Origin of the sequence: Riemerella anatipestifer (assembly GCF_009670965.2) — a bacterium.
Classification (GTDB): domain Bacteria; phylum Bacteroidota; class Bacteroidia; order Flavobacteriales; family Weeksellaceae; genus Riemerella; species Riemerella anatipestifer_B.
This window is the reverse complement of the sequence record NZ_CP073239.1, coordinates 1,084,842-1,111,797: the sequence shown is the minus strand read 5'-3', so window position 1 is coordinate 1,111,797 and position 26,956 is coordinate 1,084,842. Positions and strand designations below refer to the sequence as shown.

At 34.8% G+C, this 26,956-nt stretch carries 27 protein-coding genes and 3 tRNA genes; 24 read left to right on the top strand and 6 right to left on the bottom strand.

Going from position 1 to position 26,956, the window contains the following annotated elements:
• Positions 1–2: 2 nt before the first annotated feature.
• Positions 3–1,049, bottom strand: coding sequence for a Cj0069 family protein (locus tag D1J36_RS05110; RefSeq protein WP_154137475.1), 1,047 nt, complete (start codon positions 1,047–1,049; stop codon positions 3–5).
• Positions 1,050–1,206: 157 nt separating this feature from the next.
• Between D1J36_RS05110 and uvrB the strand changes: the two genes are divergently transcribed.
• From uvrB to D1J36_RS05010, 21 genes are all read left to right on the top strand, one after another.
• Entirely contained in the window at positions 1,207–3,207 is a 2,001-nt protein-coding gene (gene uvrB / locus D1J36_RS05105) for an excinuclease ABC subunit UvrB (RefSeq protein WP_154137474.1), read from the top strand.
• Between the two features lie 517 nt (positions 3,208–3,724).
• Entirely contained in the window at positions 3,725–4,960 is a 1,236-nt protein-coding gene (locus D1J36_RS05100) for an OmpP1/FadL family transporter (protein ID WP_154137473.1), read from the top strand.
• Between the two features lie 12 nt (positions 4,961–4,972).
• Positions 4,973–6,487 (top strand): G-D-S-L family lipolytic protein, encoded by a 1,515-nt coding sequence (locus tag D1J36_RS05095; protein WP_154137472.1) that lies wholly within the window; start codon positions 4,973–4,975, stop codon positions 6,485–6,487.
• 94 nt (positions 6,488–6,581) lie between these two features.
• Entirely contained in the window at positions 6,582–7,520 is a 939-nt protein-coding gene (locus tag D1J36_RS05090) for a ribose-phosphate pyrophosphokinase (protein ID WP_014937651.1), read from the top strand.
• Positions 7,521–7,575: 55 nt separating this feature from the next.
• On the top strand, positions 7,576–8,184 hold the full coding sequence (locus D1J36_RS05085) for a 50S ribosomal protein L25/general stress protein Ctc (RefSeq protein WP_014937650.1): 609 nt from the start codon (positions 7,576–7,578) through the stop codon (positions 8,182–8,184).
• Between the two features lie 80 nt (positions 8,185–8,264).
• Positions 8,265–8,858: a SprT-like domain-containing protein gene (locus D1J36_RS05080; protein WP_154137471.1), complete on the top strand. Its 594-nt coding sequence runs from the start codon at positions 8,265–8,267 to the stop codon at positions 8,856–8,858.
• A complete protein-coding gene (locus tag D1J36_RS05075) occupies positions 8,855–9,943 on the top strand; it encodes a mannose-1-phosphate guanylyltransferase (protein ID WP_154137470.1) in 1,089 nt (362 codons plus the stop codon). The genes D1J36_RS05080 and D1J36_RS05075 overlap by 4 nt, the downstream gene beginning before the upstream one ends.
• 44 nt (positions 9,944–9,987) lie before the next feature.
• Positions 9,988–11,520, top strand: coding sequence for a YifB family Mg chelatase-like AAA ATPase (locus D1J36_RS05070; protein ID WP_154137469.1), 1,533 nt, complete (start codon positions 9,988–9,990; stop codon positions 11,518–11,520).
• 14 nt (positions 11,521–11,534) lie between these two features.
• Positions 11,535–12,326: a GLPGLI family protein gene (locus tag D1J36_RS05065; protein ID WP_109475384.1), complete on the top strand. Its 792-nt coding sequence runs from the start codon at positions 11,535–11,537 to the stop codon at positions 12,324–12,326.
• Positions 12,327–12,543: 217 nt separating this feature from the next.
• The gene (locus tag D1J36_RS05060; protein WP_154137468.1) at positions 12,544–13,134 is read left to right on the top strand and encodes an RNA polymerase sigma factor; all 591 of its coding nucleotides are present in this window, start codon (positions 12,544–12,546) and stop codon (positions 13,132–13,134) included.
• A 47-nt stretch (positions 13,135–13,181) separates the two neighbouring features.
• Entirely contained in the window at positions 13,182–13,316 is a 135-nt protein-coding gene (locus D1J36_RS09890) for a hypothetical protein (RefSeq protein ID WP_014937646.1), read from the top strand.
• Between the two features lie 15 nt (positions 13,317–13,331).
• Complete coding sequence (locus D1J36_RS05055; RefSeq protein WP_014937645.1) at positions 13,332–14,027, top strand: YjjG family noncanonical pyrimidine nucleotidase; 696 nt, start codon at positions 13,332–13,334, stop codon at positions 14,025–14,027.
• A 97-nt stretch (positions 14,028–14,124) separates the two neighbouring features.
• Positions 14,125–15,093, top strand: coding sequence for a tryptophan--tRNA ligase (gene trpS, locus D1J36_RS05050; RefSeq protein ID WP_014937644.1), 969 nt, complete (start codon positions 14,125–14,127; stop codon positions 15,091–15,093).
• 46 nt (positions 15,094–15,139) lie between these two features.
• Entirely contained in the window at positions 15,140–15,826 is a 687-nt protein-coding gene (locus tag D1J36_RS05045; protein WP_064971163.1) for a LysE family translocator, read from the top strand.
• A gap of 6 nt (positions 15,827–15,832) precedes the next feature.
• A complete protein-coding gene (locus tag D1J36_RS05040) occupies positions 15,833–16,762 on the top strand; it encodes a S66 peptidase family protein (protein WP_154137467.1) in 930 nt (309 codons plus the stop codon).
• A 3-nt stretch (positions 16,763–16,765) separates the two neighbouring features.
• Positions 16,766–17,134: a YraN family protein gene (locus D1J36_RS05035; RefSeq protein ID WP_014937641.1), complete on the top strand. Its 369-nt coding sequence runs from the start codon at positions 16,766–16,768 to the stop codon at positions 17,132–17,134.
• A 410-nt stretch (positions 17,135–17,544) separates the two neighbouring features.
• On the top strand, positions 17,545–18,291 hold the full coding sequence (locus tag D1J36_RS05030) for a prolipoprotein diacylglyceryl transferase family protein (RefSeq protein WP_154137466.1): 747 nt from the start codon (positions 17,545–17,547) through the stop codon (positions 18,289–18,291).
• Positions 18,281–19,672, top strand: a complete 1,392-nt coding sequence (locus D1J36_RS05025; RefSeq protein ID WP_154137465.1) for a radical SAM protein — start codon at positions 18,281–18,283, stop codon at positions 19,670–19,672. Before D1J36_RS05030 ends, D1J36_RS05025 begins: the two co-directional genes overlap by 11 nt.
• Positions 19,669–19,872 (top strand): hypothetical protein, encoded by a 204-nt coding sequence (locus tag D1J36_RS05020; RefSeq protein ID WP_154137464.1) that lies wholly within the window; start codon positions 19,669–19,671, stop codon positions 19,870–19,872. The genes D1J36_RS05025 and D1J36_RS05020 overlap by 4 nt, the downstream gene beginning before the upstream one ends.
• 170 nt (positions 19,873–20,042) lie before the next feature.
• Positions 20,043–20,234, top strand: coding sequence for a hypothetical protein (locus D1J36_RS05015; RefSeq protein ID WP_154137463.1), 192 nt, complete (start codon positions 20,043–20,045; stop codon positions 20,232–20,234).
• A gap of 349 nt (positions 20,235–20,583) precedes the next feature.
• Positions 20,584–21,252, top strand: a complete 669-nt coding sequence (locus D1J36_RS05010) for a hypothetical protein (protein WP_154137462.1) — start codon at positions 20,584–20,586, stop codon at positions 21,250–21,252.
• A gap of 244 nt (positions 21,253–21,496) precedes the next feature.
• Here the strand turns inward: D1J36_RS05010 and D1J36_RS05005 are convergent, their stop codons facing one another.
• Positions 21,497–21,700, bottom strand: coding sequence for a hypothetical protein (locus D1J36_RS05005; protein ID WP_154137461.1), 204 nt, complete (start codon positions 21,698–21,700; stop codon positions 21,497–21,499).
• Between the two features lie 588 nt (positions 21,701–22,288).
• Here D1J36_RS05005 and D1J36_RS05000 point away from each other — a divergent pair.
• The 3 genes from D1J36_RS05000 to D1J36_RS04990 are packed head-to-tail and all read left to right on the top strand — an operon-like array spanning position 22,289 to position 24,785.
• Positions 22,289–22,948 (top strand): hypothetical protein, encoded by a 660-nt coding sequence (locus D1J36_RS05000; protein ID WP_154137460.1) that lies wholly within the window; start codon positions 22,289–22,291, stop codon positions 22,946–22,948.
• Positions 22,949–23,005: 57 nt separating this feature from the next.
• On the top strand, positions 23,006–24,028 hold the full coding sequence (locus D1J36_RS04995; protein WP_154137459.1) for a sensor histidine kinase: 1,023 nt from the start codon (positions 23,006–23,008) through the stop codon (positions 24,026–24,028).
• A 10-nt stretch (positions 24,029–24,038) separates the two neighbouring features.
• Positions 24,039–24,785 carry a LytR/AlgR family response regulator transcription factor gene (locus D1J36_RS04990; protein WP_154137458.1) on the top strand — a complete coding sequence of 249 codons (747 nt, stop codon included), beginning with the start codon at positions 24,039–24,041 and terminating at the stop codon, positions 24,783–24,785.
• 43 nt (positions 24,786–24,828) lie between these two features.
• Here the strand turns inward: D1J36_RS04990 and D1J36_RS04985 are convergent, their stop codons facing one another.
• The 4 genes from D1J36_RS04985 to D1J36_RS04970 form a co-directional block, all read right to left on the bottom strand.
• Positions 24,829–26,451 carry a S41 family peptidase gene (locus D1J36_RS04985; protein ID WP_154137457.1) on the bottom strand — a complete coding sequence of 541 codons (1,623 nt, stop codon included), beginning with the start codon at positions 26,449–26,451 and terminating at the stop codon, positions 24,829–24,831.
• Positions 26,452–26,549: 98 nt separating this feature from the next.
• Positions 26,550–26,633 (bottom strand) — tRNA-Leu (locus D1J36_RS04980).
• A 10-nt stretch (positions 26,634–26,643) separates the two neighbouring features.
• Positions 26,644–26,716: transfer RNA gene (locus D1J36_RS04975), tRNA-Gly, on the bottom strand.
• 6 nt (positions 26,717–26,722) lie between these two features.
• A tRNA-Leu gene (locus D1J36_RS04970) sits at positions 26,723–26,804 on the bottom strand.
• Positions 26,805–26,956: the final 152 nt, after the last annotated feature.

Below are 26,956 nucleotides of genomic sequence, written 5' to 3'. Positions count from 1 at the left end.
TATTATCTGCCTTCCGCTAGTCGTATTGCTTCTTTAGCAACTTTCTCTTGTATGCCCATATCTAGGTGACTTGTAAAGCCTACACACGAACAATTAATTTCGCCTAAAACATACTTGTCGCTGCCGTCTGGGTGATAGTCTAGCATAAAATCTGCCGTCCAAATGAGAGGTGTGTTTTTCTCCTCCAATATTTCTTTTACTTTTGGAAGTTGAGAAAGGAAAATATCCATCAGCGGCTTCCAATCCTCTGGACTATCATAGCGGTACTGTGCTCCAGAGAATAAAGTAGCAGAAAAGGCATCTTCTGTATTGGCTGGTTTTTTGTGCACTACAAAGACAGGTTCCTCACCTACCATTAGAATTCTAATTTCGCCTTCTTTAATCCTAGGCATAAATCTCATATCTACTAACATACCGTTTTCCCCAGTAATATACCTCTCACAAAAATCCATAAACTCTTCTAGAGTTTTGTACTCCACGTGATTGTCTACGGCTTCGGTTAATTTTAGCGGTGTATCTAAAGGTAGCTCATCTCCTGCTCGATAAGAAAAATTACCTTCCACTTGTACTCTCCAAATACCTTCCCCAGTACTTCCTCGGTTTTGTTTTAGAACTCTTTCACCATGCGAGATACTTCTTGGGAAACGCTTTCTGAATTCTTCTATGGTATAGTAAGCGAAAGTATCCGTAGGCACAAGACTGGTATTTGCTAATTTTACAAGAGCATCTTTTGCCCCGAATTTTATCATAGATTTAGGCTCGCTCATTCCTACAAGACCGTACTCTGAAAGTTTTGATAGAATAGAAAAATATATCTTTTCATTGTCAGGTAACGAGCCTGGATTTACTCTACTAATATAAGCGTCGAAGTTGTCTTTTACATAATTAAAGATTTCTTCAGCCTTATCATTTTCAAACTTTACTACTTCAGCATTCCAGCCTAAATCTTTAATGGAATTTAAGATAGGTAGAGTATCCTTTCTGTATCCGTCTGCACCTTTGTCACTACCTCCAACAGATTCAAAAATTACAATTTTCTTATGTTTCATAATTGAATAAAATTAACCTATCAAAGGTAAAGATAAAGTTCAAAGAAAACTATGATGTTTATCAATATTTACATTTTTGTAATATGATATTCAACACGTGTTTTTAGGTATGAATTTATGGTGATACCAGTTCTTAATTATTGGTTATATTTGTGAAATGAAATTTAAGCTCCACTCCGAATTTAAACCTACTGGAGACCAGCCACAAGCGATTGATAAGTTGGTCTCTGGGATAGAACAAGGTCAGCCTTACCAAACTCTGCTAGGAGTTACAGGCTCCGGTAAAACCTTTACCATTGCCAATGTAGTGAATACTGTCCAACGACCTACTATTGTTCTTGCTCATAATAAGACATTAGCTGCCCAGCTATTTATGGAGTTTAAGGAATTTTTTCCTGAAAATGCAGTAGAATATTTTGTATCCTATTACGATTATTACCAACCCGAAGCATACATTGCCAGTACGGGAACTTACATAGAAAAAGACCTTAGTATAAATGAGGAGGTAGAGAAATTAAGGCTTTCTGCTACGACAAGTCTTCTTTCAGGGAGGCGAGATGTGCTTATAGTGGCTTCGGTGTCGTGTATTTATGGTATTGGTAACCCTACAGAGTTTAATAAATCTCTTATAGAGCTAGAACTTCAATCCAAAATTTCTAGGACAGATTTGCTCCACAAGCTAGTTAGTGCACTTTACTCTAGGGCGGTTAATGAATTTGTACGAGGGAGTTTTAGGGTTAAAGGAGATGTGGTAGATGTTTTTCCTGCTTATGCCGATAATGCAATTAGAATAAGATTTTTTGGTAATGAAATTGATAAAATCCAAAGCTTTGACCCTGTTTCAGGAAATATAATGGGTGATTTTGACAAGATTAATATTTACCCTGCTAATCTATTCGTTACTTCAAAAGAGACAATGAATAGTGCTATTAGAGAAATCCAAGATGACCTTGTAAAGCAAGTGGATTTTTTTAATGAAATAGGAAAAAACCTAGAAGCCAAGCGTTTGAAAGAGCGAACGGAATTGGATTTGGAAATGATAAAAGAGCTAGGTTATTGTTCTGGTATAGAGAATTATTCTAGGTATATGGACGGCAGAAAACCTGGTTCTCGTCCGTTTTGTTTATTAGATTATTTTCCTAAAGATTACCTAATGGTAATAGACGAAAGCCATGTAACTATACCTCAAGTGCATGCAATGTACGGAGGCGACCGTAGCAGAAAAGAGAGCTTGGTAGAATATGGGTTTAGATTGCCCGCTGCAATGGACAACAGACCCTTAAAGTTTGAGGAGTTTGAAGAAATGCAAAATCAAGTCATCTATGTATCTGCTACACCAGCAGATTATGAATTGGAAAAAACACAAGGCGAATATGTAGAGCAGATTATCCGCCCAACAGGTTTGCTAGACCCGATTATAGAGGTAAGACCTACGCTTAATCAGATAGATGATTTAATGGAGGAGATTCAAAAAAGAGCGGAGGAAGACGAGAGAGTCTTGGTAACCACACTCACAAAAAAAATGGCGGAAGAGCTTACCAAATATTTCACCAAATTTGGCATACGAACTAGATATATTCATTCTGATGTGGATACACTAGAGCGTATACAAATAATGCAAGATTTGCGTACAGGGCTTTTTGATGTGCTTGTGGGAGTTAATCTACTTAGAGAGGGTTTAGATTTGCCAGAAGTATCTTTGGTAGCTATCTTAGACGCGGATAAAGAGGGTATGCTTCGTTCTCGCCGTTCGATGATACAGACGGTAGGACGAGCGGCTAGAAACATCAATGGTAAAGCCATTATGTATGCGGATAAAATAACTAAATCTATGCAGGCTACTATTGATGAAACTAATTATCGTAGAGAAAAACAGATGAGCTATAACGCGGCTAACGGTCTTATACCACAGCCTTTAAATAAGAAAATATCCGATGTTTTGGTAGGGCATACACCTGATTTCCCGAAACAAGAATATATCCAAAAAGAAATTGTGAAGCAGGTAGCTGAAACAAAGGTTAGCTATGGTAATGCAGAGGATTTGGAGAAAATAATAGCAGAGAAACAAAAACAAATGGAGGTTGCCGCAAAACAATTAGACTTTATCTTAGCCGCAAAACTAAGAGATGAAATAAAGGCTCTAAAAGGAACACCGTAAAACCAAAGCCCTAGATTACCTTACTTGGCATCTTACCCCCTACAAAACGGGTTAATGACCACTTAAATAATAGTTAGCGAGCCCTTAGCGACGGTATCTTACGCCCTACAAAACGGGGTAATGACCACTTAAGTAATAGTTAGCGACCCCTTAGCAACGGCATCTTACCCCTTACAAAACGGGTTAATGACCACTTAAATAATAGTTATCGACCCCTTAGCAACGGTATCTTATGCCCTACAAAACGGGTTAATGACCACTCAAATAATAGTTAGCGAGCCCTTAGTAACGGTATCTTACACCCTACAAAACGGGTTAATAACCACTTTTCAGGTAATCATTATCACGAGTTCGTTTAATATTAAACAAAAAAATATTTTATTCCTATTGATTTATAATCAATCCTGAAAATTGGCTATTTAGAATAGTTTTAATTTTTAAACAGTACTTATTTTATCGCTATTGTTTAAAAAAAAGTTCTATATTTGAAAACTTTAATTAACTAACATAACAGTTTATGAAAAAAATAATATTAACATCGGCAGTATTATGCGGTGTGTTAGCCCAAGCAGGAGGCTTTAGAGTTTCTTTGCAAGGGGTAAAACAGTTGGCTATGGCGCATACAAGTGCTCACGCAGAAGATGCGAGTGTGGCTTTCTTTAATCCCGCAGGTATATCCTTCATTCCGTCCAAACTAAGTGTTGTAGCAGGAGGCTTTGGTGCATTATCTAGCGTAACTTATCAGAATTTAAACACTTTAAACTCTTACACTACCGATAACCCTTTAGGAACACCTTTCTATGCAGCGGTAGCTTATAAAGTAACAGATGATGTTTCGTTAGGGCTTAGCGTTACCACACCTTTTGGAAGCACCGTACAGTGGGGCGAAGATTGGGCAGGGAAGGAAATGGTGCAAAAAATGCAACTGAAAAGTATTTTCTTTCAGCCAATGGTTTCTGTAAAGTTAGCCAATTGGGTATCTTTAGGGGCAAGTTATATCTATGCTAAAGGTTCCGTAAACTGGGACAAAGCGGTAACTAGCGTTAATGGAACTATGAACATTAAAGATGAAAAAGCGTCAGGGCAAGGTTTCTCGTTTGGTTTTTACTTTAAACCTGATGAAAAGTGGGACGTTAGTGTAGCTTACCGTTCGCCAGTGGATATGAAAGCTAATAGTGGGAAAGTTTCGTTTAATATGCCGAAAAGTTTATATCCTTTAAGAGGACTTGATGCTAATGGGCAGGATAACTTCAAAGCTACATTGCCTCTAGTAGATGAGTACACAATAGGAGCAACTTACAAGATTACACCTAAATGGTTAGTCTCTGCTGATTTTAACTATACAGGCTGGTCGGAGTACAGCCACCTAGCGTTAGATTTTGAAAACGCTAAACTTGGCAACCAGCCTAATGATGCTACCCTACTTGTTACACCTAAGAATTTCAAAAACACTCAAACTTGGCGTTTCGGAACCCAATATATGGTAACGGATAAAATAGCAGCCAGACTAGGTTATTACTATGATGAATCTCCCTATACAGACAAAGATTTTATCCCAGAAACCCCATCGTTTAACTCTAGTGTTGTTACAGCAGGTTTAGGGTTTAAACTGAACAAATTTGGAGTAGATTTAGCGGGCGCTATGGCTTTCCCAAAAGCAAGAACAGTAGCTAATGAATATTATAATTTTTATGGACAAGCTAAAGCTAAAGCAGTTTATTTTGGCTTAGGTCTATCTTACAACCCATTTTAATTTAACAGATTTATGAAAAAAATAATTATATCCTCATTAGCAGCAGTATCTATGCTATCTGTAATGAGTTGTGAAACAGATTTTGATGATAGAGATGTTTCTAAGATTAGTATTACCAATGGAGAAGCTGATTTCTCTAAATATGTAGCTTTAGGAAACTCACTTACTTCTGGTTACAGAGACGGAGCACTATACTCTAGTGGACAATCAGAATCTTATCCATCTATAATTGCTTCTCAAATGCAAAAAGCAGGTGGGGGAGATTTTACTCAGCCGCTAATGCCCAACGATATAGGAGGCTTTAGTGATTTATCTGGTTTTCCAGGTAAATTGGTATTAAGTTTAGAAAATGGCTCATTAACTCCTACATACTCAGCTGCAGGGGGAGCTTTGGATAAACTCACAGGAACATTTAACAATATGGGAGTTCCTGGAGCAAAGTCATTTCACTTGGTGGCAGATGGTTATGGAAGTCAAGCTGGTTTAGCTTTAGGAAAAGCCAATCCGTATTTTGTTAGATTTGCTTCAAGTGCTAGCACTAGTGTGCTTAAAGATGCCATGGCTCAAAAACCAACTTTCTTCTCTTTATGGATAGGAAATAATGATGCTCTTTATTATGCTGCTTCTGGCGGGGTTGGCAAAGATCAGACAGGAAATCTTAATCCTTCAACTTATGGAGCTAATGATATTACAGACCCTGATGTATTAGCTGGTTCTATCAAAGCTGTTTTAGATGGAATGAAAGCTGTAGGTGCTACTAAAGGTGTTATTGCAAACATTCCAAATGTAACTTCTATACCTTTCTTTACAACAATACCTTACAATCCTGTTCCATTAACTGCAGCTCAAGCTAGTGAACTTAACCAAAGTTTAGCAGGAGTTAATCAAGTTCTAGATGCTTATAAGCAAGGAGGAAGGTTTGTGACTCTAAAAGAGGGAGCTAATCCGCTACTAATCAAAGATGAGACTCTTAAAGATATGTCTGCTGAAATTACAGCGGCTCTGTCTAAGGCGGGGATACCTGTAGCACAAGCAACAGTAATAGGTAAAGTTTTAGGACAAGCGAGACATACAACAGCAGAAGATTTAATTCCTTTGAGTACAAGACAGGTAATAAATACTAAACCTAGTAACCCATACGCGGTAGCTCCGTTTGATAAATATGGAGTTACCTTTCCATTGGAAGACCAACATGTCTTAATTCCAAGCGAAAAACAGGCGGTTTTAACAGCTACAGCTAAGTATAATGCAAGTATAAAAGCTTTGGCGGATACTTATGGGTTAGCCTTTGTAGATGCTAATGCTAAAATGGTGGAGTTAAATAGCACTTATGGAATTCAATTTGATGGAGTTAAATATACTGCATCTTTTGTAACAGGTGGAGCATTTTCGTTAGATGGAGTACACCTTACAGGAAGAGGTTACGCAGTGATTGCTAACGAGTTTATAAAAGCAATTAACGCTAAGTATAAATCCACACTTCCACAAGTGAGTCCAAATAGTTATTCAGGAATTAAATTCCCATAAAATTTAAATAATTGAAAGAGTAAAAGCAGTTTAAAATTTTTAAACTGCTTTTATTTTATTTTTTTAAATTTGCAACCTCAATAAAAAAGTAAAAATGGCAAATCAGGCAAGTTATCTATTCAGTACAAGAACCAGTAAAGACTTAGCAGAGAAAATCGCAAAACATTACGGTCAAGAGTTAGGGAAAATTAACTTTCAATCCTTTAGTGATGGCGAGTTTGAACCTGTTTTAGACCAATCTGTAAGAGGTGGAAGAGTATTTTTGATAGGCTCTACTTTTCCTCCAGCAGACAATCTTTTAGAAATGCTTTTAATGATAGATGCGGCCAAAAGAGCATCAGCTAAGAGCATTACTGTGGTTATACCTTACTATGGTCTTGCAAGGCAAGATAGGAAGGATAAGCCAAGAGCTCCAATAGGTGCAAAATTGGTAGCAAACCTGTTGACTGCTGCAGGAGCAACAAGAATTATGACGATGGATCTTCATGCAGACCAAATACAAGGGTTCTTTGAAATTCCAGTAGATCACCTTTATGCTTCTACTATTTTTGTGGATTATATCAAATCTTTAAATTTAGATAACTTAACCATTGCTTCACCAGATATGGGAGGAGCAAAAAGAGCTAAAAACTATGCAGGGCATTTAGGTGCTGAAGTTGTGATAGCCTATAAGGAAAGAAAAAAAGCCAATGTGGTGGAGGAAATGTTCCTAATCGGTGATGTAACAGATAAGAATGTTATCTTGATAGATGATATGATAGACACAGCTGGAACGCTTTGTAAAGCCGCTGATATCCTCATAGAAAAAGGAGCAAAGAGCGTAAGAGCGATGGCAACTCATGCGGTGTTTTCTGGAAAGGCTTACGAAAATATAGAGAACTCTAAAATAACCGAAGTTATTGTAACTGATACAATTCCTATCAAAAATAATTTGTCATCTAAAATAAAAGTGCTATCTTGCGCCCCGTTATTTGCCGAAGTGATGCAGATGGTACACGAACATAAATCTATTAGTGATAAATTTATCATTTAATTGATAATAAGCAAATAAAAACAATTAGAAATAAAACAAATTTAAATTTTTATAAATGAAATCTATTACAATTCAAGGACAGAAAAGAGAAAGCGTAGGCAAGAAATCTACGAAAGCGTTACGCGATGCTGAATTAGTTCCTTGTGTTGTTTATGGAGGTAAGGAACCTTTACATTTTTCTACTGAAGAAAAATCGTTTAAGAATTTGGTTTACACTCCTGAGGCACACACGGTATCTATTGAAGTAAACGGAGAAACTATTCCAGCAGTATTGCAGGATATTCAGTTTCACCCTATTACGGACAGAATTCTTCACGCAGATTTCTATCAGCTAAGCGATGACAAACCTGTGGTTATGGAGGTACCAGTAAAAATTACAGGTAGATCTAGAGGGGTTGTTGCAGGTGGTGTACTTAGACAATCTTTCAGAAAACTTAAAGTAAAAGCGCTTCCTGCTAATTTACCAGACGAAATCGTTATAGATGTAACGAAACTAAGAATTGGTAACAAAACTTATGTAGGTGATATCAAATCTCCAGATTACACATTTATGCACCCAGACAATGCTGTGGTAGTGGCAGTTAAGATGTCTAGAACTGCAATGAAAGGTGGAGCTATTGCTGATGATGACGATGAAGAGGAGGAAGAAGCTGCAGCTGAATAAGATTTAACAAGAATTTATAATCATAAATCCCACTTTTAACAGGTGGGATTTTTATTTTTGTATATAGGAAAGATTATAGAATGTCAAAAGAGAGACTGGTAGATTTTCTTCCATTGGGAGCTTTTAGTTATGTAGAAAAATGGTGTAATGGTTATTCTGTATTTATTAAAATAACTAAAGATAGAGTGTCTAAGTTGGGGGATTATAAGAAATTAAAAAATAAAGGTCATCAGATTACAATTAACGGAGGGCTTGAGAAACCTTTGTTCTTTTTTGTATTAACTCACGAAATAGCACATCTTGTAGCATTTGAAAAATATAAAAAGATAGTTCCTCACGGCAAAGAATGGAAGCAAATTTTTAGGGAACTAATATTAGAAAGCTTGGAAATTTATGATGTTGATTTTCAAAAAATATTATTAAAATTCTCTAAAACCCCTAAGGCAAGTTTTAATGCGAGTCGGGATTTAGAAATGTATTTTAAAAAAGAAAACGGAGACGGAGTTACACTTGTGGAAGATTTGACTGAAAGACAGATTTTCATTTTCAGAAACACCAAATTTAGAATGATTGAAAAAAAGAAAAAACGCTATCTTTGTACTCATCTGGATACAGGGAAACAGTATTTGTTCAGTCCTTTCGCAGAAGTTTTAACCGATAAATTAGATGTATGAAACATAACAAAAATCACTATTGTGTTATTATGGCAGGAGGTATTGGGAGTCGTTTTTGGCCTCTAAGTACCCAAAGCTATCCTAAGCAATTTCAAGATATACTAGGTGTGGGTAGAACTATGATACAACAAACTTATGACCGAGTATCTAAGTTGATTTCTGCCGAAAATATTTTTGTTATTACTAATAAAGAATATGTTAGCCTAACATCGGAACAGTTACCAAATCTACCCCCGCAAAATATTATAGGAGAGCCTATGATGAAAAACACTGCTGCTTGTAATATCTATATGGCTAATATTATTGCAGAGCAAAATCCAGATGCTCAAATAATAGTTACACCTGCAGATCATCTTATTTTAAAAGAAGATAGGTTTTTAGACAAAGCTTTATTGGGGTTAAATGTTGCGGCAGAAAACGACTATCTCATCACATTAGGGATTACACCTACCCGTCCAGATACGGGATATGGCTATATTCAGTTTGTAGAAGGGAAAGGTATACCACTACTAAAAGTAAAAACCTTTACCGAAAAACCTAACCTAGAGATTGCTAAAACATTCTTAGAAGCAGGAGATTTTCTTTGGAATGCCGGGATATTTATTTGGTCTGCTAAAAGTATTATAAAAGCATTCTCCAAGCATCTACCTGAGATGAAGCATCTTTTTGATGAATGTGACTACGACGCTAATGAGACTGAACCTAATTGTATAGAAAAAATATATCCAAAAGCAGAAAAAATATCTATCGATAATGGGATTATGGAAAAGGCAGATAATGTCTATGTGATTCCTGCAGACCTTGGTTGGAGCGATTTAGGAACTTGGAATTCTGTTTACGACAATGCTGAAAAAAACAAAGAGCAAAATTCCACCAATTCTAAATATATTTTAACCTATAACTCTAAAGGAAATATAATAAGGTTAAAAGAAAGTAATAAACTAGCAATTATAGATGGATTGCAAGATTACATAGTGGTAGATACAGAAAAGGCACTACTTATCTGTCCTAGAGAAAATGATCAAAAAATAAAAGATTTTGTTTTAGATTTAAAGAATATCAAAAACGGAGAAGATTTTATGTAGTATTTAAATAAAAACGCTTAAATTTAGCTCAAAATCTATAACAGATGTTGGTAAAAGTTTACGGTAGTGCTATACATGGTGTTTCCGCACAAACCATTACAATAGAGGTTAATGTAGATCAAGGAGTAGGTTACCATTTAGTAGGGTTGCCAGACAATGCTATTAAGGAAAGTAGTCATAGAATTTCCGCTGCACTTAAAAATGTAGGTTATAAATTGCCAGGGAAAAAAATTACCATAAATATGGCTCCTGCCGACCTCAGAAAAGAAGGTTCAGCTTACGATTTGAGTATTGCGTTGGGGATTTTAGCTGCATCAGAGCAGATTGTAGCTCCAGAGATAGAACGGTATCTTATAATGGGAGAACTCTCGTTAGATGGAGGTTTACAACCGATTAAAGGTGTTTTGCCCATTGCAATAAAAGCAAGAGAAGAAGGTTTTAAAGGAATTATTTTACCAAAACAAAACACAAGAGAGGCAGCTATTGTAAACGATTTGGAAGTTTATGGTGTAGAAAATATCAAAGAGGTAATAGATTTTTTTAATGAAAACTGCCCTTTAGAACCAACTAAAGTCAATACACGAGAGGAATTTCACAAAAGAGTAAATCTTTTTCCATTTGACTTTTCGGAAGTTAAAGGTCAAGAGACCGCTAAAAGAGCCATGGAAGTTGCGGCGGCAGGAGGACATAATATTATTCTCATTGGTCCCCCAGGAAGTGGTAAAACAATGTTAGCAAAACGGATTCCAAGTATTCTCCCTCCTTTAACACTAAAAGAAGCATTAGAAACTACCAAAATACATTCTGTAGCAGGAAAGATGGGAGCTGAAACTTCCCTTATGACCATCAGACCCTTCAGGTCGCCGCATCATACCATTTCCGATGTAGCGTTAGTAGGTGGTGGTAGTTATCCTCAGCCTGGGGAAATTTCTTTGGCTCACAATGGGGTACTATTTCTAGATGAGATGCCAGAGTTTAAAAGAACCGTTCTAGAAGTTATGAGACAACCTTTGGAGGATAGAGAAGTTACTATTTCCAGAGCTAAATTTACGGTAAACTATCCTGCTAGTTTTATGCTTGTAGCATCTATGAATCCTAGCCCTAGCGGATTTTTTCCTGATGACCCCAATAATACCTCTTCTTCTTTTGAGATGCAACGCTATCTTAATAAACTTTCAGGACCTCTCTTGGATAGGATAGACATTCATATAGAAGTTCAAAAAGTAGAATTTGGCCAACTGTCCGACAAAAGAAAAGGAGAGTCTAGCGAGATTATCAGGCAAAGAGTACTGAAAGCAAGAGAAATACAGCAAGAACGCTATCAAGATTTACCTATTAGCTACAATGCACAGATGGGACCTAAAGAAATAGAGCGTTTTTGCGAATTAGATGAGGTATCTCTACTTCTAATAAAAAATGCTATGGAAAAGCTCAATCTTTCTGCAAGGGCTTATGACCGTATTTTGAAAGTATCTAGAACCATAGCAGATTTGGAAGGAGAAACTAATATACAAAGCCACCACATTGCGGAAGCTATACAGTATAGAAGTTTAGATAGAGATTTTTGGAAGGTTTAATTAAAAACTTTACTATGAGAATACTGATATATATTATATTGTGCTCTGTGGGGAATCTTTGTTTTGGACAATATAGAGTAGATTATAGAGTATGGCATAGAGTGGATTCTGCGATAAGTATGGAACATACAAAGCCTTACGATATGAGTTTATATATAAAAAATGCTAAACACTCAGTGTACATATCTCCATTGAAGGTTTATAATGACTCCTTAGATAACATTACGAAAGTAGAAAGTCTAGGAGACCTCACGCTGTTAATGGGGAGTAAGAAGAGGGGAGGACAACAACGAGAGTATATTGTAGCTAATTTGGAGACTCAACACATAGACCAATATTTAAAGGTAACATCTGATTGGTTTAAATATTCTACAACAGTTCCTAGATGGAAGTTAGTAGAAGAAACTAAAACTATAGGAACATTTATATGTCATAAAGCTATTACGGAACTTTCAGGGAGAACCTATGCTGTTTGGTACACAGAAGAAATTCCCATTTCTGCGGGACCTTTTAAATTGATGGGACTTCCTGGTTTGGTATTGTTTGCAGAGGACGGTACAGGAGATGTTAAGATAGAACTTGTTGCTGTTCAAAAATCTAACAAAGGTATAGAAGATTTAAACTTAATGAAGGAAAACACTAGTGAAATAAAAAATTATAAAAAACTTTTAGAGTTAACAAGAGCGTCGTTTTATAATAGAGCTCACCCTCAATTGTATGATAGTTTTGACCAAAAAAGTAAAAAACAAGCAGACGAAAGGTATGAAGCTAGAGTGAGAAAGTATAATAATTTTATAGAAAGATGATGGGTAAAATCCTATCATTTTCGGTGGGATTTTATTATAATTTCCGCTTTCTTTGTTAAAAAATCTTAAATATCATATTTTTTATATACATTTGTCCTCTCAAAATAGACATTTATAGGGATAACTTTACATTTTTTAATCGTTTAACAATTAGTAATAATCAACGGTCTTCCAAGTAAGGAATGGTTTTACTTTGGTTTAAATTAAAGGTAAAGTTATGGAAATAATTACGGATAGTCTGCTCATACAAGAGTATCAAAATGGCAATGAACTAGCCCTAGAAAGGCTTATAGAAAGAAATCAATCTGACCTTTTTAACTTTATTTTTTACAAGGTGCTAGATGAAAGTTTAGCAAATGATATTTTCCAAGATACCTTTATGAAAATTATCATCAAGTTGAAAAAAGGAGAGTATAAAGATGAGGGTAAATTTGTACTTTGGGCAAAGCGTATTGCTCACAATCTAATTATAGACCATTACCGATTGTTATCTAAGCACAAAAAAGTTTCAGAAACCTCATATTCAGATGAGGAATTTTCTATTTTTGACCATATTAGTGAGCCTTCGGAAAATATAGAAGATCATCTAATTTCCCTTCAAATAAATGATGACCTTTGGAAAATGATACAGCTCTTGCCAAACAACCAAAAGGAAGTAGTAAAGCTCCGTTTTTTTGATGGACTTAGTTTTAAAGAAATTGCAGAACATACAGATTGTAGCATCAATACCACTTTAGGCAGAGTAAGGTACGCTGTGATGAACCTTAGAAAAATAATGGAAGAAAATCAAATAATTTTAACAAGATAAATACTAAAGGTTTGAGCTTTTCGTTCTATGGTAAAATATATGTGCCTATGAAAAAAGTTTATCCTAGTGTAGTAAAGGTAAAATTACCAAAATCTTCTACGATAAAATTTTTATTAGATTTTTCTAAATCCTTATCGGTGCTTTCTTCCAAGAAGAGAGTTTATGTACTTCCAAAAAATTAACTAATTTTGTGCCTTATGAAGATAAGGCACATTTTTTTTGATTTAGACAACACACTTTGGGATCATCGTAAAAATGCGAGACTCACGCTCCAAAAACTTTTTAATAAATATTTGATTGAGGATAAAATCGGAGTAGATTTTGAAACCTTTCACGAGGTGTATCATACCATTAACGAAGAGCTTTGGGCTAAAATTAGAGACGGAATTATAGATAAAGAAACTTTAAGAAAACATCGTTTTTATGATGTGTTTCTTCATTTTGGATTAGATGATTTTGAACTATCTCAAACCTTTGAAAATCTTTTTCTAGACGAGATTATAGAATACAACGAGCTGGTAGAGGGTAGCATTTTTATTTTAGATTATTTAAAAAACAAAGGCTATACTCTTCATATTTTGTCTAATGGTTTTCAAGAGGTTACTCATAGAAAGTTAGATGGAAGTGGCATTGCTCATTACTTTGATACGGTAACAAGCGCAGACGAAATAGGACTAAGAAAACCTCATCCTGAGATTTTTCAACTCGCTTTAGATAAAGCGAAAGCAACGGTGGAGGAGTCTTATTTTATAGGAGATGATTGGATTGCAGACGCTTTGGGTGCTAGAGATTTTGGTTTGAAAGTTTTATTTTTTGATGTCTTCAACGAAGGTTTTGAGGAGCAAGGCGTTATCAATATTAAATCTTTAGCGGAGGTAGAGCGTTATCTTTAGAGAATGCAGAGCCATAAGGAGTGGTAAAAAATCCTTACTTTTGTAAATCCTTTCCTGATAAAGGAAGGGATATTTAATTTAAAAAATTAGAAATACTATGTCAAGAATACTTACGGGAATTCAAGCTACGGGAACGCCTCATTTAGGAAATTTGTTAGGAGCGATAATCCCAGCAATAGAGTTATCTAAAAATCCTGAAAACGAATCGTTTTTATTTATTGCCAATATGCATTCTTTAACCCAAATAAAAGATGCAGAAGTACTAAAACAAAATACTTACGAAATAGCGGCTGCGTGGTTGGCTTTCGGTCTTGACACGGAAAAAACTTATTTCTATAGACAAAGTGATATACCCGAAGTATGTGAATTGTCGTGGTATTTGTCTTGCTTTTTCCCTTATCAAAGGCTTACTTTAGCTCATTCGTTTAAAGATAAAGCAGACCGTTTGGCAGATGTAAACGCTGGACTTTTTACTTATCCCGTTCTTATGGCAGCGGATATACTTCTGTACGATGCAGAGATAGTTCCTGTAGGAAAAGACCAATTACAGCACTTAGAAATGGCAAGAGATATGGGAGCGAGGTTTAACAATCAAATGGGGGAAACTTTTGTATTACCACAAGAAGAACTGCAAGAAAATACCAAGTATGTGCCTGGTACTGATGGTAACAAAATGTCTAAATCGAGAGGAAACATCATCAATATATTTTTACCAGAGAAACAGCTTAAAAAACAGGTGATGTCTATAGAAACGGATTCTAAAACTTTAGAAGAGCCTAAAGACCCTGAAACAGATAAAGTATTCGCTTTATACGAACTAATAGCTACACCAGAACAAACAGAACAGTTAAGACAGAAATATTTAGCAGGAAATTTTGGCTATGGGCACGCTAAAACAGAGCTTCTTAATTTAATTTTAGAAACTTACTCAAAGGAGAGAGAGTTATTTAATTACTATATGACTCACCTTGATGAGCTAGAAGCTAAACTAAAAGAAGGAGCAGAAAAAACTAGAAAAGTAGCAGCAGAAACTTTAGCTAGGGTGAGAAAAAACCTAGGAATGTAGTTGTTAGGTCATTTGCTAGAGATTTTGTAATATTGAAAAAAACTAAATGCTAGAACTTATATTTTCTGCTATCGGCTTAGGGCTAATGTTGAGCTTGGTTTTTATAGGACCTATTTTTTTCCTGCTTATAGAAACTAGCTTTTCGCGTGGAGCAAGGCATGCATTAACCTTAGATATAGGAGTTATAACTGCAGATTTGGTTTGTATTTTGGTGGCCTACTTTGCGAGTGATGATTTAGTAGAGATTATAGACGAATATCCTAGTTTTTATAGAATAACGGCTTTTATTATCTTTATTTATGGGATTTTTATGATAGTCTCCAAAACTAAAATGAGGATAGAAGGCGAAAAAAAAATCATCAGTCAAAACTATTTTAAAACTTTTTTAAATGGCTTTTTACTAAATATTCTTAATATAGGTGTAGTTTTATTTTGGTTGGTTACTGTAATATCGGTGCGAAACCAATATCCTAATCCGTATAAATTTATTTTATACATTGGGATTATGATAGCCACCTACATTGGGATAGATTTAATTAAAATCCTTTTAGCAAAACAGTTCCATCATAAATTGACTCAAAATCTTGCTAATAAAATACGAAGTGCTGTTGGAGTGATATTAGTTATCATTAGTGTATTTATATTTATGCAGAGCTTCAAAAAATTTAATAAGCTGGACCAAGAGTTAGAAAGAAGCGGTTATGTGAGGGATTCTCTAAAAATCAGAAAATAATTGTGTATGATAACATTTCCCAAAAAACTAAAAAAAGGAGCTAAAATAGGCATTGTTTCTCCTGCTGGAGCCGTAGAAGCCTCACAGATAGAAGCGGGTATAGAACGAATACAGTCCAAAGGATATGAGCCTATTTTAAGTCCGTATTGCTTGGGGATTTTTAAGAATGGATACAATTATTCTGGAACAGAAAAAGAACGTTTATCAGACATCAATTGGGCGTTTTCTAACACGGAGCTTTCAGCCGTATGGGCAACTAGAGGAGGCTATGGCTGTCAGCATCTCATTAAAAAGATTAAGTTATCTGCTTTCAGAGAGAATCCTAAATGGTATATAGGTTATTCGGACAATACTGTAATCCAAAGCTATCTTCTAAAAAACGGATTTGCTAGCATACACGGGCAAACACTTAAAACTGCTTCGTTTGGGGTATCGGAAGAAAGTTATCAGCTTATTTTTGATGTTCTTGAGGGAACACTTCCTAAATATAAAATCACACCACACTCATTTAATAAAGAAGGTGTTGCAGAAGGCATTTTAATAGGTGGAAATTTAGCCTTGGTTTATGCCTTGTTGGGAAGTCCATATTCCTTTAATTTTAAAGATAAAATCCTTTTTATAGAAGATATAGGCGAAAACTTTTACGCTCTTGATAGAATGTTGATGGGGCTAGAACTTGCTGGAGCATTTAGAAAAATAAAAGGGCTTATTATAGGTGGTATGACGAATATGGGCTCCGAAACCGATAATCCAAACTATGAAGACAGCTTTGATAGCATTGCTTATGAAATTGTAAAACAAAGATTAGAGAAATATAAAATCCCTATGATGTATCAGTTTCCTAATGGGCATATCTATCATAATTTACCGCTTATTTTGGGAGCTTCGGTTCGTCTTGAAATTACCTCTGAAAAAGCAGAACTTTTTTATCTATAAATAATGGCGGAGCATAATGATTTTGGAAAAGAAGCCGAAAATCAAGCCGTATTTTTCTTGGAACAAAAGGGCTATAATATCATAGCAAGAAACTACAGATACCTTAAAGCAGAACTAGACATTGTTGCCGAAAAAGATAATACTTTGGTGGTAGCAGAAGTTAAAGCAAGGCAACACAGTACTTTGGTAGAGCCTCACGAAGCGGTGAACAGGCGAAAAATAAAACTCATTATCTCTGCCACCAACGAATTTCTACAAAGCTATCCCAAGAATGTGGAAGTAAGATTTGATATTATTTCTATTATAAAGACAACTCAAGACGCATTTGAAATTACTCATATAGAAAATGCCTTTGAAAGTATAGATGGTTAGGTTACGAAGGCTATTTTTACCAAAAAAAATAATTACATCTTCAATACACCCCAAAAATATTGGGGCAAAACAAAAATCAACTGGGGGAAACAAAAAAATATCTGGGGCGATAGACCAACAAGGTGGGGCGACTTAATAATGACGAGGGGCGATACAAAAATGAGGTAGGGCGAAAGAATAATGACAATGGGCAACAAAAATTGTTGATAAAAAACAGGAAAACAACTTAGGGCGATAGAAGAATGAATGGTTTTTATCCATAAAATTGAACATAATTCAAAAAAAATAGAACACACATCATTAAAATTCCTTAAAATGGTTTTAAAATACAGCTGGGCAGCTTATTTTAGGTTTGACTTTTGTCTAAAATATGTACCTTTGGGAAGTAACTTTTCTAAAAATAATAAAAATTGACCATACCTTTTGAACCTGTACTATTTGGAGTAAAAATAAATATCCATTTGATTTTGGAGTATTTAGCGTTTTTTGTTGGCTTTAGATATTATGTATGGTTGAGAAAGTCGGTGCAGGACACTATACCCAGCCAAAATAGAATTTCTATCATTTTGGGAGCTACTATTGGAGCTTTCTTAGGCTCTCGGCTAATTGGCTTTTTAGAGAACCCAGTTTTGATTGATTTCAGTCCTAATCAACTAATCCAGTTATTCAACACCAAGACGATTATGGGCGGATTATTTGGCGGACTTATTGGGGTTGAAGTAATGAAAAAGATAATCAAGGAAAAACAATCTTCGGGAGACCTATTTACCTTTCCTATTATAGTTGGAATTATTATTGGGCGAGTTGGTTGTTTTCTTACTGGAGTTAATGAATTTACTTATGGGACAGAAACCAAATTTTTTACAGGAATGGATTTGGGAGACGGGCTCTATAGACACCCTATCTCTTTATATGAAATAATATTTTTGGTGCTTCTTTTTCTATTTTTGAGAAAAAATAAAGTAACTTTACAAAAGGAGAACGGATTGTTATTCAAAATATTTATGTTGTCTTATTTTGGTTTTCGATTTATAATTGAATTTATTAAGCCTAATATTTTCTATACTTTAGGTTTAAGCAGTATCCAATGGCTTTGCATAGTTTGTTGGATTTATTACTACCCTACCATTAAAAAAATAATAAAAAATGCCTACTAGAAAATACACTTATTACGACTATACCCTTAGTTTGTGTCCTGAATGTTTAAAGCGTATTGATGCTAAAATTGTGTTTGAAGACCACAAGGTTTATATGCTTAAAAGATGTCCCGAACACGGCAATTCCAAAGTGTTGATTGCTGATGATATAGCGTATTATAAGAATATCAGGAACTATAACAAACCTTCGGAAATGCCATATAAGTTTAATACTAAAACCCATCATGGCTGTCCCTACGATTGTGGGTTATGCCCCGACTATGAACAACATTCGTGTCTTACAGTTGTGGAAATAACAGACCGTTGTAATTTAACCTGTCCTACTTGCTACGCAGGTTCGTCTCCTACTTATGGTAGGCATAGAACTTTAGAAGAAGTAAAAGCGATGTTAGATACCATCGTTAGAAATGAGAAGGAGCCTGATGTGGTGCAGATAAGTGGTGGAGAGCCTACAATACACCCTCAATTTTTTGAGATATTGGATTACGCCAAAACGCTGCCGATAAAACATCTTATGGTAAATACCAACGGGATTAGTATAGCTAAAGATTTCGAATTTGCAAAACGTTTAAAAAGCTATGCTCCTGACTTTGAAATTTATTTACAGTTTGATTCTTTTAAAGAAGAGGCTTTATTATCATTACGAGGGGCTACTCTAAAGAAAATTAGAGAAAAAGCAATAGAACATTTAAACGAATTAAACCTCTCAACTACTTTAGTAGTTACCCTACAAAAAGGGCTTAATGATGATGAAATGGGTAAGATAATAGAGTATGGGCTTAAACAAAAATGTGTAAGAGGAGTTACTTTTCAGCCTACACAGATAGCAGGAAGATTGGAACACTTTAATCATGAAACTGACCGAATTACGCTCACAGAAGTTCGTAGAAAGATATTGGAACAGACGGATATATTTACCCCAGATGATTTAATTCCTGTTCCGTGCAACCCAGATGCATTGGCGATGGGCTATGTATTAAAACTGAATGGAAATAATATTCCACTTACAAGATATATTAACCCTACAGACTTGCTGGATAATAGTAAAAATACCATTGTGTATGAGCAAGATGAAGCACTGCATCAAAAAATGTTTGAGATATTTAGCACAGGGACATCTACCGATAAGGCGTCATCTAAATTGCATAGTCTTTTGTGCTGTCTTCCTTTTGTAGAGGCTCCTAATTTAGGGTACGATAATCTATTCAGAATTATTATTATGCAATTTATTGATGCTTATAATTTTGATGTTCGTGCCATAAAAAAATCTTGCGTACACATTGTAAATAAAGATAATACCATTATACCTTTTGAAACTATGAATTTGTTTTACAGAGATGAAAAGGTAGACTATTTGAACCAATTAAAAAAAGAAATATGACATTAGAAGGATTGCCCTATATTATAGCAGCCCTCTTGGCGATATCAAGCCCAGCTATACTTTTTGGTATTATAGGCATCTTGGTAAAAAAACAGAACCCTAAAGCAGCTAAAGTCTTTTTTAATTTAATATGGGGATATTTTATATTATTTTTCGTATTACTTATAATAGGTATTGGTATCTGTGGAGGATTTAAATAACCTGTTTTTAATGGGATAATAACTGCTTAAAACACCATTTTTTCTAAGGTAAATAATTTGTGCCAGAAAGTTTAACAAAATATCTTAATTTATAAGAGTAGATTTGGAAGATGAGGTTCGTAACATATCTTTGATGATGAAATAATTTTATAGGAATTAGTTAGATAAATATGACAATATTAGAAGGTAATTTAAATGGATTAGTTGCCCTTATTATGACAATAATGTTTGGACCTCCGTTATTATTTAGTATTATAGGGTTTCTTTTGAGAAAAAAAAGTCCTAAAGTGGCTAATATATTTTTTATTCTAGCAGGAGTATATATCATAATAGGTATTGGCATTTGTGGAGGATTTTTTTAACTGTTTTTAATGAGAAATAACCGTTCACTCATTTAAAACTACCGTTCAGTAAGATATTTTTCTTTAGGGCAAAGGTCCGTTTTACATTTGCATCAGAAAGTTTAACAAAAAAATATCTTATTATGAAAAACAAAGTTTTAAACACAAAGAAATGGGTTGCGGTTTTAGCCGTAGTAGTTAGCACAGGTTTTGCACACGCATAAACCGATTATCAATCTCAACTACAAAAGAGCATTGTTCAGATGGAACAATCCAAAAATGCCCAAGAGTTGGCTCCTGTAACTAGAAAGTTGGTAGTAATACTGTTCAATCCCAACACAAATTAAAAACAACTAAATAATTAAAAAGTATGGAACAAACAATTAAGATACTTATTTATATTCACGCATTTTTTGGAGGACTTGGTTTAATAACAGGAATGATAAGTATTTTCGTGAAAAAAGGAGGTTTTAATCACAAAAGAACGGGGAAGATATTTTCATACACAATGATAATAAGTTCATTGGTCTCACTTATTGTAGCCAGAATGCCCAATCACGAAAATTTATTTTTATTTCTAATCGGAATATTTACAATTTATCTGATTCTGGCAGGAAACCGAGCATTGACATTAAAGAGTAAGACTAAAACCAAAGCAGACTGGATTGATAAATTAGTATCTGGAATAATGCTTTTAGTTTCAATTGGAATGTTAATACTTGGAATTATTGGAATGATTCAGAAAGTTGAAAATAGTATATTATATCTTTTCTTTGGTGGCTTTGGAGTGTTTATGACAATAAGAGATTTTCAAACTTTTCAGGTTTTTACCGAAAAGAAAGATGCTTGGTTAATTAGTCATTTAGGACGAATGATGGGAGCATTGATAGCTTCTGTAACCGCCTTTTTAGTTGCTGGATTACATATTGGAACAACATTAGTTTGGATTATGCCGACAATTTTAGGAACGGTTTACATTGTACATTGGAACAGACGATTGAAATCAAAAAATAAAAGCAAAATGGAGCTTGACAAATAAGCATTACCACCAACAAGGTATTGCCAAAAGCGGGTTGAAGTTGTTTTTTATAAAATTTTGTTTACTTTCGAAGAGTGATTTCAGTTGAAGTTGGGCACTAAGAAGCCCCGCCTTAGGCAATACGCCAACCGTTTTCACTCATTTTTTATACGATACTAAAGTATCATTTTTCTTGGTATTCTTTTCTTACCGTTGGCCCCATAACATTACGAGACCCATATCCCCCCTTCATTTACCTTTATGATTATGGCTTTAAAGTTTGCTCGCTAAATCCTTTTTTCACTTCATCTTCATGCCCCTGCCAAGAGAGACTCAAACTATCGTGTTCGATTTTCATGTGCCCCACATCCTTCGGCAACCGCCCTTTCAAAGCCTGCGTCTTATCTCGGGATTGGCAAGCCGTTCCCCCTAACAAAAGCCCTACCGTCCAAACCAATATTTTCTTCATCCTTGAATTTAATAAGTGGCCTCTCAACAAGCCTTCCCTTCGCCCCATTACCGAGTTTTTTATATGAACCCGCAGCTATTCGATTTAGCCGAACACACCAACCAAAGCCTCTTTCTCACAGAAAAAACCAGAACGGGCAAAACCACCTTCCTCAACCATTTCGTTAAAAACACCAAAAAAAACATTGGGGGCAAAACAAAAATCAACTGGGGGAAACAAAAAAATATCTGGGGCGATAGACCAACAAGGTGGGGCGACTTAATAATGACGAGGGGCGATACAAAAATGAGGTAGGGCGAAAGAATAATAACAATGGGCAACAAAAATTGTTGATAAAAAAACAGGAAAACAACTTGGGGCGATAGAAGAATGAGTGGTTTTTATCCATAAAATTGAATATAATTCAAAAAAACAGAACACACATCATTAAAATTCCTTAAAATGGTTTTGAAATCCCTCACATAGAGCTTAAATAGGTAAGTTTTACAGTTCAGTTACTCAATATTACCATTCAGTAAGATATTTTTCTTTAGGGCAAATGTCCGTTTTACATTTGCATCAGAAAGTTTAACAAAAAAATATCTTATTATGAAAAACAAAGTTCTAAACACAAAGAAATGGGTCGCTGTTTTAGCCGTAGTAGTTAGCACAGGTTTTGCACACGCACAAACCGATTATCAATCTCAACTACAAAAGAGCATTGTTCAGATGGAACAATCCAAAAACGCCCAAGAGTTGGCTCCTGTAACTAAAGCATTTGCGAAAATAGCCGAAGAAAATCCTAACCAGTGGTTGCCTTACTATTATGCGAGTTACAATAGTGTAATGGAAGGCTTCAGAGGTAATTATGCCGATAAAACCAAGTTAGAAACCTTAGCTAACCAAGCTGAAGAATGGATGAAAAAGGCAGAGGCTCTTTCGCCTGAAAATGCAGAGATTTATATTCTTAAAGCTCGCATCAATGGATTGAGAATGATGATAAATCCACAGAAATATTATGCGACTGATGGCAAATCTTATGGTGAAAATTTAGCGAAGGCTAAAAAACTTAGTCCTAATAATCCGAGAATTACTTTACTAGAAGCTGAAACGGTGTATCATATACCAAAAGAACATGGTGGAAGTAAGGAACTTGGTTTAAAACTATTTGAAAAAGCTTTAAAACAGTTTGAAACTCAAGAAGCCGAGCAAAAACTATTACCTCATTGGGGTAAGAAAGAGGCACAGTATTTCTTATCTTTGAAGTAAATATAAATATTTTGGTGAGGAAAGTTCTTCCTCACCATCTTTTTCAAAATTTAACTTATGAAAACATTTTCCTTTAAAAATATACGCACTTTGTTTATTGTAAGCGTACTTTCTGCTCTTTTCTTCTTTTTATTTGCTACACCTGAAAAAACAATTCATAACTTTTTTATTAGTTGGGCAATATCGCTTCTATATACATTTGGGTTTGGTATTACTAATGGCTTGCTAAACGAGTTTTTAGATAAAAAATACAATTGGACGACCCAACTTAAACTTAGGCTTTTTGGGGGAATAATCGTGATTATTGTTAATATTATTCTTGCTTATGGGCTTAATTATTTCAATTTTGTAATTATTCAAGGAATGCCCGCAGAGGATTACTTTAGTGCCAAATCACATTCTGTAAATTTATTTATGATTATTTTTGTTTTGTTGATATCTTCTATTCTTCACGCCTATGGTTTTATGAAAGCCTTGCAACAAAGTACTCAAGAGAAAATAGAAGTGCAGGAACAATTAGCCAAAGCCTCGGAGGCACAGTTTCAAAGTTTAAAGACTCAGTTAGACCCGCATTTTCTGTTTAACTCTTTAAATGTCTTAACAGCGTTGATTGAGGAAAACCCACCAAAAGCTCAAAAGTTTACGGAAGATATGTCTAAAATATACCGCTATGTTTTGGAACAAAGGGACAAAAAAACAGTAAGCGTTGCCGAAGAAATCAGCTTTGCAAAAACCTATGCCGAACTTCTTAAAACCCGTTTTGAAGACAGTGTTAATTTTAGTTTTGATATAAATCCCAACTTTGAAAATCATTTAGTAGTGCCATTGTCCTTACAATTATTGTTGGAGAATGTGATTAAACACAACTTTGCTACCATTCAAAAACCGTTGAATATTAAGGTTTATACCTCCTCGTCTTATTTGATGGTAGAAAATAATTTACAAGTAAGAGAGATGCCTGCAGGTGGTACAGGAGTTGGATTAAAGAACATTCAGCAACGTTACGCCTTACTCACGCATAAGGAAGTGAATATTATTAAAAATGAAACTATTTTTCGTGTAGAAATCCCTTTGATATAATATTAAAAAAATGAAAGCAATTATTATAGAAGACGAACAACTTGCTGCAAGAAAGCTAAAACGAATGTTAGAGAAGTTTCCAGAGATAGAAGTGGTAGCAACTTTATCTTCGGTAGAGGAAGGCGTTGATTATTTTAAAACACACCCACACCCCGACCTTATTTTTTCGGATATTATGTTAGGTGATGGGCTGTCTTTTGATATTTTTGAACAAGTGCCTACCAAAAGTTTCATTATTTATACTACGGCGTTTGACCAATATACTTTAAAGGCGTTTAAGCTTAACTCTATTGATTATTTACTAAAGCCTTTTTCACAAGAGGATTTAGAGCAAGCGATAGAGAAGTTTCATTCTTTTCTTCCAAAAGAACAAGGCTACGAACAACTAAATTTTAAAGAACTTATCCAAAAGGAAACACCTAAACTCACAAGAGTCGTAGCTAAAGTAGGATATAATTTAAAGGTATTAAATATAGATAATATTAGCTGTTTCTACAGCGAAAACAAAATTGTTTATGCTCAAACTGAGAGCCGAGCTTATCCTACGGAATTTACTTTAGATGAATTAGAAAAATTGTTAGATTTAAAGAAATTTTTTAGGGTTAATAGACAATTCATCATCAATTTAGAGCATATTAAAAATATCCATACTTCCCCATATTATAAAGTGGAACTCAATCACCCGTTCGAGCAAGAAATTACAATAAGCAGAGAGCGAGTAAAACACTTTAAATCTTGGCTGGAAGGAGGATTTTAACCGTTTAATAAAGTTATAATAGATGACTATAAAAAAATCCTAGTTACTGAATAGAAAATTGAGGAATTAAATCATAAAGCACAAAGTTTAACATTCTATCATCTTCTTCGATAATATTTTCAGCTTTTTCTTTAAACTCAATATTAGGCATTACCCCCCTTCCCTCTTTATCCACTTTATAAGTAGGCTCTATACTAAGCAGTCCAAACCTTATATTTAGTTTTGAATATGGTAATTCAAATCTAGGCATCATACCTGCTACTGTACCATTATGTGCACCACCTGTCTCCTCTCCTATTAAAGTTACATTTGGCAAAGATTTGAGATACGCACTAATGATACTAGAGGCAGAAAAACTCTTACCATTGATTAACACATAAACTTTATTGGCATAATTAAGTGCTTTAGGCTGTGTTTTTCGTGATTGTTTAATTGGAGTACGCCAGTATCCGTTAGTATCTTTATAAGTAGAAATTGTATTTTTAAGAAAAAGAGGAATAGTAATGGGAGAAAGCAATATTTTACTCACGATATTCCCGCCTCTAAAGTAATTAAGATACACCATTTTATTTGTTACTATGGGGTCATCAGCCATACGAAACTCCTTTTGAGACAAGTATTTTGATAAGTGGTATATTTGAGAAATACGACCTCCTAAATTATTTCTAAGGTCTAACACTAAGTGTCTAACTTCACGCTCTTTTAATATCTTAAAAATTTCGTCATAAGCCTTCTTACGACCCGAAGAAAAACTTCTGATTTTAATAACAGCTATACTAGAATCTCCTTTTACAGGGAAAGATAAGTCATTTATATAAACTTTTTCATCAGTATCATAGCCATAAATTCTTTTTTTCTTATTAGTCTTTCTCTGCTCTAATCTTTTGGCTATTTTTTCCTCTTTCGTCAATTGGTCAACCTCATTTTTAATTTTAGAAAGAGTGTCTTTATTTTGTTCTTTAGGTTTTACTTTTTTGTGAATTGTCTTTTTAAATTTCCTTTTAGCATTAAAAAACACTAAACTATCCGAGCATTTTGCTTTTATCTCTAGACTATCTACAAAACCTAACTCATTTAGATAAAAACGATTAATCATACTCGCAAAATAGTAAGGAATAAAGGTTTGATTATAACCATCTGAGGTAAGCCCCGCTCTATATTTTTCATATAATTCTTGAGGAGTTATACCATTAACCGAAACAATTTCCATGCCTCTAAGAAGAACATCAGCCTCTTTTTTGGTATTTTTCTCTATAAATAGTCGCCCATTTTCGTAATAATAGCTTAACCCGCTCAAAGGATTTTTGGATTCCTTGTATTTACTTCTTTCTGAACTTGAATAAGTTTTAAGGAGAGGCTTCATCGTGATATGACCTTGTTTTATCTTAGCCACCACAGGTGTTATTTTTAAATAAAACTCCTTTGGAGTTAACGGTCTATCTATAGTTCTTCTCAAAGAATCAAAAGAATAATGCAATGCCTTTTGGTCTATATACCAATCTATTTTAGGGTGATTTTTAAACAAAATCCTTTCCACATAATTAATATCCTTTATCAATTTCTCTTTGGGAATAGGCGTTTCTATACGTCGATTATATCTATCTAGCGAATTACAACTCACTAGCACAATCACTAGCAATACAATATAACTTACCTTTGAATGCATACATTTATTTTCTTAAAAAACAAAAGTAAACTTTTTTCATAATGAGAAGTCACAAAACAAAAAACCGTTGAAAATCAAAAAGATTAACAACGGTTTAGTACCCCAGGCGGGACTTGAACCCGCACGCCAAAAGAGGCACAGGATTTTAAGTCCTGCGTGTCTACCAGTTCCACCACCAGGGCATATAGACAGAGCGAAAAACGGGGTTCGAACCCGCGACCTCAACCTTGGCAAGGTTGCGCTCTACCAACTGAGCTATTTTCGCAAACAGTGCGGATGAAGGGACTCGAACCCCCACGCCTCTCGGCACTAGATCCTAAGTCTAGCGTGGCTACCAATTACACCACATCCGCAGATGTTTAAAAAACTATGTAAAAACTTTTACTCTACTCAAGAAGAGATAACTCCTCTTTTGTGGTTGCAAATATAGAAACTTTTTTCAATTCTATCCAAGTTTTTTTGTCAATTTTTACAATATTATTTTTACTGATTTGATAATCAACAC

Bases quoted from the DNA above. Each gene is read 5' to 3' on its own strand.
- D1J36_RS05090 (WP_014937651.1), top strand. From the start codon at position 6,582: ATGGCAAATCAGGCAAGTTATCTATTCAGTACAAGAACCAGTAAAGAC.
- D1J36_RS05040 (WP_154137467.1), top strand. From the start codon at position 15,833: ATGATAACATTTCCCAAAAAACTAAAAAAAGGAGCTAAAATAGGCATT.
- uvrB (WP_154137474.1), top strand. From the start codon at position 1,207: ATGAAATTTAAGCTCCACTCCGAATTTAAACCTACTGGAGACCAGCCA.
- D1J36_RS09890 (WP_014937646.1), top strand. From the start codon at position 13,182: ATGAAAAAAGTTTATCCTAGTGTAGTAAAGGTAAAATTACCAAAATCT.
- D1J36_RS05000 (WP_154137460.1), top strand. From the start codon at position 22,289: ATGAAAAACAAAGTTCTAAACACAAAGAAATGGGTCGCTGTTTTAGCC.
- D1J36_RS04990 (WP_154137458.1), top strand. From the start codon at position 24,039: ATGAAAGCAATTATTATAGAAGACGAACAACTTGCTGCAAGAAAGCTA.
- D1J36_RS05025 (WP_154137465.1), top strand. From the start codon at position 18,281: ATGCCTACTAGAAAATACACTTATTACGACTATACCCTTAGTTTGTGT.
- D1J36_RS05085 (WP_014937650.1), top strand. From the start codon at position 7,576: ATGAAATCTATTACAATTCAAGGACAGAAAAGAGAAAGCGTAGGCAAG.
- D1J36_RS05005 (WP_154137461.1), bottom strand. From the start codon at position 21,700: ATGAAGAAAATATTGGTTTGGACGGTAGGGCTTTTGTTAGGGGGAACG.
- D1J36_RS05020 (WP_154137464.1), top strand. From the start codon at position 19,669: ATGACATTAGAAGGATTGCCCTATATTATAGCAGCCCTCTTGGCGATA.
- D1J36_RS05060 (WP_154137468.1), top strand. From the start codon at position 12,544: ATGGAAATAATTACGGATAGTCTGCTCATACAAGAGTATCAAAATGGC.
- D1J36_RS05080 (WP_154137471.1), top strand. From the start codon at position 8,265: ATGTCAAAAGAGAGACTGGTAGATTTTCTTCCATTGGGAGCTTTTAGT.
- D1J36_RS04995 (WP_154137459.1), top strand. From the start codon at position 23,006: ATGAAAACATTTTCCTTTAAAAATATACGCACTTTGTTTATTGTAAGC.
- D1J36_RS05055 (WP_014937645.1), top strand. From the start codon at position 13,332: ATGAAGATAAGGCACATTTTTTTTGATTTAGACAACACACTTTGGGAT.
- D1J36_RS05100 (WP_154137473.1), top strand. From the start codon at position 3,725: ATGAAAAAAATAATATTAACATCGGCAGTATTATGCGGTGTGTTAGCC.
- D1J36_RS04985 (WP_154137457.1), bottom strand. From the start codon at position 26,451: ATGCATTCAAAGGTAAGTTATATTGTATTGCTAGTGATTGTGCTAGTG.
- D1J36_RS05075 (WP_154137470.1), top strand. From the start codon at position 8,855: ATGAAACATAACAAAAATCACTATTGTGTTATTATGGCAGGAGGTATT.
- D1J36_RS05010 (WP_154137462.1), top strand. From the start codon at position 20,584: ATGGAACAAACAATTAAGATACTTATTTATATTCACGCATTTTTTGGA.
- D1J36_RS05015 (WP_154137463.1), top strand. From the start codon at position 20,043: ATGACAATATTAGAAGGTAATTTAAATGGATTAGTTGCCCTTATTATG.
- D1J36_RS05045 (WP_064971163.1), top strand. From the start codon at position 15,140: ATGCTAGAACTTATATTTTCTGCTATCGGCTTAGGGCTAATGTTGAGC.
- D1J36_RS05065 (WP_109475384.1), top strand. From the start codon at position 11,535: ATGAGAATACTGATATATATTATATTGTGCTCTGTGGGGAATCTTTGT.
- D1J36_RS05070 (WP_154137469.1), top strand. From the start codon at position 9,988: ATGTTGGTAAAAGTTTACGGTAGTGCTATACATGGTGTTTCCGCACAA.
- D1J36_RS05110 (WP_154137475.1), bottom strand. From the start codon at position 1,049: ATGAAACATAAGAAAATTGTAATTTTTGAATCTGTTGGAGGTAGTGAC.
- D1J36_RS05035 (WP_014937641.1), top strand. From the start codon at position 16,766: ATGGCGGAGCATAATGATTTTGGAAAAGAAGCCGAAAATCAAGCCGTA.
- trpS (WP_014937644.1), top strand. From the start codon at position 14,125: ATGTCAAGAATACTTACGGGAATTCAAGCTACGGGAACGCCTCATTTA.
- D1J36_RS05095 (WP_154137472.1), top strand. From the start codon at position 4,973: ATGAAAAAAATAATTATATCCTCATTAGCAGCAGTATCTATGCTATCT.